We start from the raw sequence: 6,851 nt of genomic DNA, 5'->3' as shown, positions 1-6,851 counted from the left end.
CGCCCCGACCGCTCCGGCTCCGGCGGCCGCGGCTGCGGCCGCGCCGGCCGCCGCGCCGCGCGCGCTGGGCGCCAACGAGGAGCGGGTGAAGATGACCCGCCTGCGCCAGACCATCGCGCGCCGCCTGAAGGAAGCCCAGAACACCGCCGCCCAGCTGACCACCTTCAACGAGGTGGACATGACCACGGTCATGGCCCTGCGCAGCGCCTACAAGGACGGCTTCGAGAAGCGCCACGGCGTGAAGCTGGGCTTCATGGGCTTCTTCGTGAAGGCCGTGGTCGCCGCCCTGAAGGAGATCCCGGCGGTCAACGCCGAGATCGAGGGCACCGACATCATCTACAAGAACCACTACGACATCGGCGTCGCGGTCGGCACCGAGAAGGGCCTGGTGGTTCCGGTGGTGCGCGACGCCGACAAGATGTCGCTGGCCGAGATCGAGAAGGAGATCGGCCGCCTGGGTAAGGCCGCCCGCGACGGCGCGCTGTCCCTGGACCAGCTGCAGGGCGGCACCTTCACCATCACCAACGGCGGCATCTACGGCTCGCTGATGTCGACGCCGATCCTGAACATGCCGCAGTCGGGCATCCTGGGCATGCACAACATCGTGCAGCGTCCGATGGCCGTGAACGGCCAGGTGGTGATCCGCCCGATGATGTACCTGGCGCTCAGCTACGATCACCGCATCGTGGACGGCAAGGAAGCGGTGACCTTCCTGGTCCGCATCAAGGAAAACATCGAGGATCCCCAGCGCTTCCTGCTGGACGTCTGATCCTGAAGAGGGCGGCCTGCGGGCCGCCCTTTTTGTTTGGGGGGAGCTCCGATGGGCTTGGCGATCGTCGCCCGTTTCACCTCCCTGCCCGAGGCGCAGGTGGCCGGGGCCGCCCTGCGCTCGGCGGGGCTGGACGCGACCGTGCTCGACGATCCGCTGCCGGGCGTCATGCCGCTGGAGCCGGACGACGCCGGCGGCATCCGGCTGTGCGTCCCGGAGGCCGACCTGGCGGCCGCACGGGCCCTCCTGGCCGCCGCCCGCGAGATCGGCGACGCCGAGGTCGAGGACCCCGACTGATTTCGTTTGGGGTCAAACAGGTTTTTGCAAAGTCGAGCCCGGACGGCCGTGTTCGGCGAAATTCCGGTTTCTTGCCGCCGATAACCTGATCAGCTCTACCTTTGCGAGCTTGTGCGACACAGCAGGCTGCGCTTCTAGGCGCGGTCTTTCAGCTTCGCAGTTGCACAATAGATGTCCTTCGTCGCGCTTTCGGCCCTGCTGGCCGCCGCTTCCGCTTCCGCCGAACCCGTCGCCGTCGAGGAACTGGTCGTCACCGCCCAGAAGCGCGAGCAGCGCCTGATCGACGCGCCGCTGTCGGTCGCCGTGGTCAGCGGCGAGGCCATGGAGCGCTCGGGCGGGCGCGACCTGAAGGACCTGCAGACCCTGACCTCGGGTCTGATCGTCACCTCCACCGCCAACGAGACCCAGACCACCGCGCGCCTGCGCGGCGTCGGCACGGTCGGCGACAATCCGGGGCTGGAGTCCTCGGTCGGCGTGGTGATCGACGGCGTTTATCGCCCGCGCACCGGCACGGCGATCAACGACCTGGGCGAGCTGGACCGGATCGAGATCCTGAAAGGTCCGCAGGGCACCCTGTTCGGCAAGAACGCCTCGGCCGGCCTGATCAGCGTGCTGACCGCCGCGCCGCAGTTCAATTCCTACCTCGAAGCCGAGGCCACGGTCGGCGAGCTGGGCACGCGGGGCGCCTCCCTGACCCTGAACGCGCCGATCACCGACACCCTGGCCGGGCGCCTGTTCGTGGCGCGGCGTCTGCGCGACGGCATCTATGACGTGCGCACCGGGGACGGCCCGCGCACCGAGCGCAAGGACAACGACCAGGACTACTGGACCGCCCGCGGCCAGCTGCTGTTCGTCCCCTCCGACGACGCCGAGATCCGGGTGATCGCCGACTACACCAAGCGGGAAGAGAACTGCTGCGCCGGCGTCATGCTGGTGCGCGGCCCGACCGCGGCCTGGATCGACGGCCTGGCCGCCGACGAAGGCGTCGCGCCGGCGCCGAACCCGGGCGCCCGCACCGCCTGGTCGAACCGCTCGACCGCCCAGGAGATCGAGGACGCCGGCCTGTCGGTGCAGGTCGACCTGGACCTGGGCGCCGCGACCCTGACCTCGATCACCGCCGCGCGCAGCTGGTCCACCAAGAACGGCTACGACGCCGACTTCTCGACCGCCGACATCTACTACCGCGACCCGGACGGCTCGTTCGGTTCTGAGTTCACCACCGTCAGCCAGGAACTGCGCCTGGCCGGCAAGCGCGACGCGCTGGACTGGATGGTCGGCGCCTTCCTGGCGGCCGAGGACGTCGAGCGCCGCGACGCGTACCTGTACGGTGCGGACTACGAGACTTATCTGGGCCTGCTGCTGACCGGCGGCGCCAATCCGAACCGGGTGTCGGAGATCACCGGCTTCGCGCCGGGCGCCTCTTTCGTCGCCGGCGAGGGCGCGCGCGACACCTACCGCCAGGAAGCCCGCACGCTCGCCCTGTTCACCAACGACAGCTGGCGGGTGACCGATAGGCTGGAGCTGACCGCGGGCCTGCGCTTCACCGCCGAGGACAAGGACCTGGCCTCGACCTGGCGCACCACCGACGACGGCGCCGCCTGCACCGCGGCCAAGGCGGCCGCGACCGGCGTCAGCGTCCTGTGCCTGCCCTGGTCGAACGGCGCCTTCAACGGGACCTCGCACCAGTCGCGTTCGGAGACCGCCTGGTCGGGCACGCTGAAGGCCTCGTGGCGTCTGACCGACGAGGCTGTGACCTACGCCTCGTGGGCGCGCGGCTGGAAGGCCGGCGGCTTCAACCTGGACCGCGAACAGACCGCCTACCTGCTGGACGCCGACACCGCCTTCGAGGACGAGCGCGTGGACGCCTACGAACTGGGGGCCAAGACCCGCTGGTTCGACGGCGCGCTGGCGGTCGACGCCGCCGTGTTCCGCCAGGAGTTTCAGGACTTCCAGCTGAACACCTTCGCCAACGCCACCTTCGTGGTGCGTTCGGTGCCGGAGCTCACCTCCACGGGGGCCGAGCTGGAGGCCCGCTGGTCCACCCCGGTCGAGGGCCTGAACCTCAGCGGCGGCGTCACCTACGCCGAGACCGAGTTCGGCTCCGATCCGATCACCGGCCTCGTGCGCCTGCCGGGCTCGCGTTCGGCCTTCGCGCCGCTGTGGTCGGCGGCCGCCGCGGCCGACTGGAGCCGCCCCATCGGCCACGGCCTGGAGGCCGGCGCCTGGCTCTCGGGCAAGTTCAACTCGGAATACAACACCGGCTCGGACCTCAATCCGCTGAAGATCCAGCCGGCTTTCTGGCGCGCCGACGCGCGCGTCTGGGTCGGGGCCGCGGACGGCCGCTGGGCCGCGGAGCTGTGGGCCCGCAACCTGACCGACGAGCTCTACCGCCAGGTCGCCTTCGACGCCCCGCTGCAGACCGGCACGGTCAACGCCTTCCTCGGCGAGCCGCGCAGCGTCGGCGTTACCGTGCGCGTGCGGCGGTAGGCAAATCTCCTCCCCTGCGAAGCGGGGGAGGGGGACCACACGAAGTGTGGTGGAGGGGGCGAACAGCAGCGTGAAAGATTAGTGGGGAGGGCGAGCGGCAGCTGACGCCCCCTCCACCGCTTCGCGGTCCCCCTCCCCCGTTCCGCTGCGCTCCACAGGGGAGGAGAGAACGGCGGCGTTGCCTTCCCCAAGGGCGCCCACTAGGGTCCGCGCGGTTCCGTTTCAGAAGTGCGCCCATGACCACTGTGACCCTCGACGACATCCGCGCCGCGGCCGAGCGCATCAAGGACTTCGTCGACCGGACCCCGTGCCGCTATTCGCGCAAGCTGTCCCAGCGCACCGGGGCCGAGGTGTGGGTGAAGTTCGAGAACGCCCACTTCACCTCCTCCTTCAAGGAGCGGGGCGCGCGCAACAAGCTGATGCAGCTGTCGCCGGCGGAGAAGAAGCGCGGCGTGATCGCCGCTTCGGCCGGCAACCACGCCCAGGCGCTGGCCTATCACGGCCAACAGCTCGGCGTGCCGGTCACCATCGTGATGCCGCACGGCACGCCCTTCGTGAAGATCGAGAAGACCCGCGCCTACGGGGCCAACGTGGTGATCGAGGGCGCCGACTTCACCGAGGCGACCAACCACGTGATGAAGCTGCGCGACGAGCATGACTACGTGTTCGTCTCGGCCTTCGACGACCTGCAGATCCTCACCGGCCAGGGCACCTGCGGCCTGGAGATGCTGGAGGACGCCCCCGACCTCGACGCGGTGATCGTGCCGATCGGCGGCGGCGGCCTGATCGCCGGCATCGCCTCGGCGGTGAAGGCGCTGAAGCCCGGCATCAAGGTCTATGGCGTCGAGGCGGCCATGTACCCGTCCTTCGTCGCCCGCCGGAAGGGCGAGAAGCCCAAGTGCGGCGGCCAGACCATCGCCGAGGGCATCGCCATCAAGGCGGTGGGCGAGATCCCGTTCGCCGTCGCCGACCCGCTGATCGACGAAGTGCTGGTGGTCGACGAGGCCGACTTCGAGCGCGCCGTGGCCATGTACGCCAACGTCGAGAAGACCGTTGCCGAGGGCGCGGGCGCCGGCGGCCTGGCCGCCCTGCTGCGCTACCCGGCCAAGTTCAAGGGCCAGAAGGTCGGCCTGGTGCTGGCCGGCGGCAACATCGACGCGCGCATGCTGAGCACGGTGCTTTACCGCGACATGGTCCGCCAGGGCCGCATGGTCACCTACCGCATCGTCGGCGACGACCGTCCGGGCGTGCTGGCCGGCATGAGCACGGTGATCGGCAAGCTGGGCGGCAACATCCTCGACGTCATCCACAACCGCCTCTCGCTGGAGGTGCCGGCCAAGGGCGCGGAGTACGACATCGTCGTCGAGACCCGCGACGAGCAGCACGCCGACGAGATCCGCCAGGCCCTGAAGGAAAGCGGCTATGTCCTCACCAATGCGTAAGGCGCTGGCCGTCTTCGCCCTGGCCGCGGCGCTGACCGCGTGCGGCCCGAAGGTCGACCCGGCGGCGGCGGCCGCGGGCCTGGCCGAGGCCAAGGCCTTCTTCGCCAAGAACGCCAAGGCCGAGGGCGTGCACACCCTGCCCAACGGCCTGCAGTACAAGATCGTGCGCTCCGGCGCGCCGGACGCGCCCAAGCCGGACATCACCGACGAGGTGAAGGTCCACTATGAAGGCGCCCTGCTGAGCGGCGAGGTGTTCGACAGCTCCTTCGAGCGCGGCTCGCCGGAGACCTTCGAACTGGCCGGCCTGGTCAAGGCCTGGCAGGAAGCCATCCCGATGATGCGGGTCGGCGACGAGTGGATCCTCTACGTGCCGCCCGAGCTGGGCTACGGCGAAGAGGGCTCGCCCCCGACCATCCCGCCGAACGCCACCCTGGTGTTCCGCATCGAACTGCTCGGCGTGCTCCCGCACGCCGGCGGCGAGACCGGGAACGTCTAGTCGTAATCTGCGAGGGTGACCGACCGGGCGACGCCGGCGGCCGTCCGCAGGCGTACGACGGTGCCGGCCGGGGCCTTGCCCGCCCGCTTGAGAACGGCGGCGTTGTCGGGCCGCACGTCCGTCCCGTCCACGGCGACCACCACGTCGTCCGCGACGAAGCCGGCCGCTGCGGCCGGGCTGTTCGCGGCGACATGGACAACCCGCAGGCCGCCATCCTCCGGCAGCCAGGCGAGACCCAGGCGGTCGTGCGGGAACGGGGCGGCCACCGCCGGACCGGGACGCAGCCACATGCGCCGCCCGCCGAGGTCGAGGGTCACCAAAAAGCGACGCAAGACCGGCAGGCCGAGCGTCGGCTGACCGGGTCGCTCCGGGTGGTCCCGGACGATCGCCGGGACGTCTTGCAGGTCCGTTCCCGCCAGGCGCAACCGGGAGACGCTGGTGGTGGGATAGGTGCGCCAGCCGGAGATGTCCCCGATCACCCAGGTCGACTGCCGGCCAGTACCGATCAGGGCCGACGGAATCTCCACCCCCAACTGGCTGCCGAGGTCGAGCGCGGCGCGCGCGTCAGCGCCGTCGATCTCGACCGGGACGCTCAGCATGGCGGTCTTGGTCGAAGCGAGCGGCACGAGCGCGCCTAGTCCGTCGCTCTCGACGAATCCGTCGCGGGGGCTGACCCGCACGGCCGGGGCGTCGAAATCGATCTGGACCACGAAGGCGTCGAAGAAGTCGCGCCCGATGAGGATCTTCTGCTCCAGGCCGAAGGTGGCGAAGTCGGTCAGGAGTGGACGGGCGGTGAAGGTCCCTGATCCGATGGAGATCTGGACCGGTGCGCCCCGGCCGCCGGACACGGCCTGCGCTCCTCCGCCGATCTCGACCGCGGCCTCGGTCGCCATGCCGAGGCTGCGGGCGAAGGCTGTGTCGAACACGGTCGCGCTGGCGCCCGTGTCGAGCACCGCGTCGAACGTGCGTCCGTTGACGAGGACCGGCACGACGAGCGAGCCGCTGGAGAGGTCCGCCGGGATCGGCTGGCCGCCTCGTTCGGCGGGCGCCGCGCTATCGTGGGCGGTGGCTGCGGCCGGGGTCGCCCCGAGCAGGCAGGCTAGCGCGACGACGGGCCAGATCCGCAAACGCCTCATGACCGCTTCGCTCCTACGCTCGCCCGCGCCCGGCGCAAGCATAGGTCGGGCACACGCGAAACGGCAACGCTTCGGTCAGCGCACGTCCAGGTCGCGCGCCAGCGCCTTGGCGGGGGACCAGGTCAGGGCGCGGGCGATGGCGGCCGAGCTCACCCGCCGCGCCGCCTGCACCGCCTTGCGCGCGCGCCAGGCGGCGGGGAGGCCGGCCAGGCCCGCCTTCAGCC

The 6,851-nt window shown here is 70.6% G+C and carries 6 protein-coding genes; 5 read left to right on the top strand and 1 reads right to left on the bottom strand.

Annotated features, from left to right (window positions below; translation table 11 throughout):
- The 5 genes from odhB to G3573_RS18875 form a co-directional block, all read left to right on the top strand.
- Nucleotides 1–769: 2-oxoglutarate dehydrogenase complex dihydrolipoyllysine-residue succinyltransferase (gene odhB, locus G3573_RS18895; RefSeq protein ID WP_163263235.1), on the top strand; the 769-nt coding region annotated here is incomplete at its 5' end.
- A 51-nt stretch (nt 770–820) separates the two neighbouring features.
- Nucleotides 821–1,066, top strand: coding sequence for a DUF2007 domain-containing protein (locus G3573_RS18890; RefSeq protein WP_163263234.1), 246 nt, complete (start codon nt 821–823; stop codon nt 1,064–1,066).
- A 171-nt stretch (nt 1,067–1,237) separates the two neighbouring features.
- The gene (locus tag G3573_RS18885) at nt 1,238–3,553 is read left to right on the top strand and encodes a TonB-dependent receptor (protein WP_163263233.1); all 2,316 of its coding nucleotides are present in this window, start codon (nt 1,238–1,240) and stop codon (nt 3,551–3,553) included.
- 236 nt (nt 3,554–3,789) lie between these two features.
- A complete protein-coding gene (locus tag G3573_RS18880; RefSeq protein WP_163263232.1) occupies nt 3,790–4,995 on the top strand; it encodes a threonine ammonia-lyase in 1,206 nt (401 codons plus the stop codon).
- Complete coding sequence (locus G3573_RS18875; protein ID WP_163263231.1) at nt 4,976–5,491, top strand: FKBP-type peptidyl-prolyl cis-trans isomerase; 516 nt, start codon at nt 4,976–4,978, stop codon at nt 5,489–5,491. Before G3573_RS18880 ends, G3573_RS18875 begins: the two co-directional genes overlap by 20 nt.
- Here G3573_RS18875 and G3573_RS18870 read toward each other — a convergent pair.
- Entirely contained in the window at nt 5,488–6,627 is a 1,140-nt protein-coding gene (locus G3573_RS18870) for a retropepsin-like aspartic protease (protein ID WP_163263230.1), read from the bottom strand. The genes G3573_RS18875 and G3573_RS18870 overlap by 4 nt on opposite strands.
- Between the last annotated feature and the right edge of the window lie 224 nt (nt 6,628–6,851).

Origin of the sequence: Caulobacter sp. 17J65-9 (assembly GCF_010975005.1) — a bacterium.
Taxonomy (GTDB): domain Bacteria; phylum Pseudomonadota; class Alphaproteobacteria; order Caulobacterales; family Caulobacteraceae; genus 17J80-11.
The sequence above is the reverse complement of the archived record's forward strand: the minus strand, read 5'-3'. Positions and strand labels throughout refer to the sequence as shown.

What these genes read in the sequence shown, in the direction of transcription:
- G3573_RS18870 (WP_163263230.1), bottom strand. Translation starts at nt 6,627, where the DNA reads ATGAGGCGTTTGCGGATCTGGCCCGTCGTCGCGCTAGCCTGCCTGCTC.
- G3573_RS18885 (WP_163263233.1), top strand. Translation starts at nt 1,238, where the DNA reads ATGTCCTTCGTCGCGCTTTCGGCCCTGCTGGCCGCCGCTTCCGCTTCC.
- G3573_RS18875 (WP_163263231.1), top strand. Translation starts at nt 4,976, where the DNA reads ATGTCCTCACCAATGCGTAAGGCGCTGGCCGTCTTCGCCCTGGCCGCG.
- G3573_RS18890 (WP_163263234.1), top strand. Translation starts at nt 821, where the DNA reads ATGGGCTTGGCGATCGTCGCCCGTTTCACCTCCCTGCCCGAGGCGCAG.
- G3573_RS18880 (WP_163263232.1), top strand. Translation starts at nt 3,790, where the DNA reads ATGACCACTGTGACCCTCGACGACATCCGCGCCGCGGCCGAGCGCATC.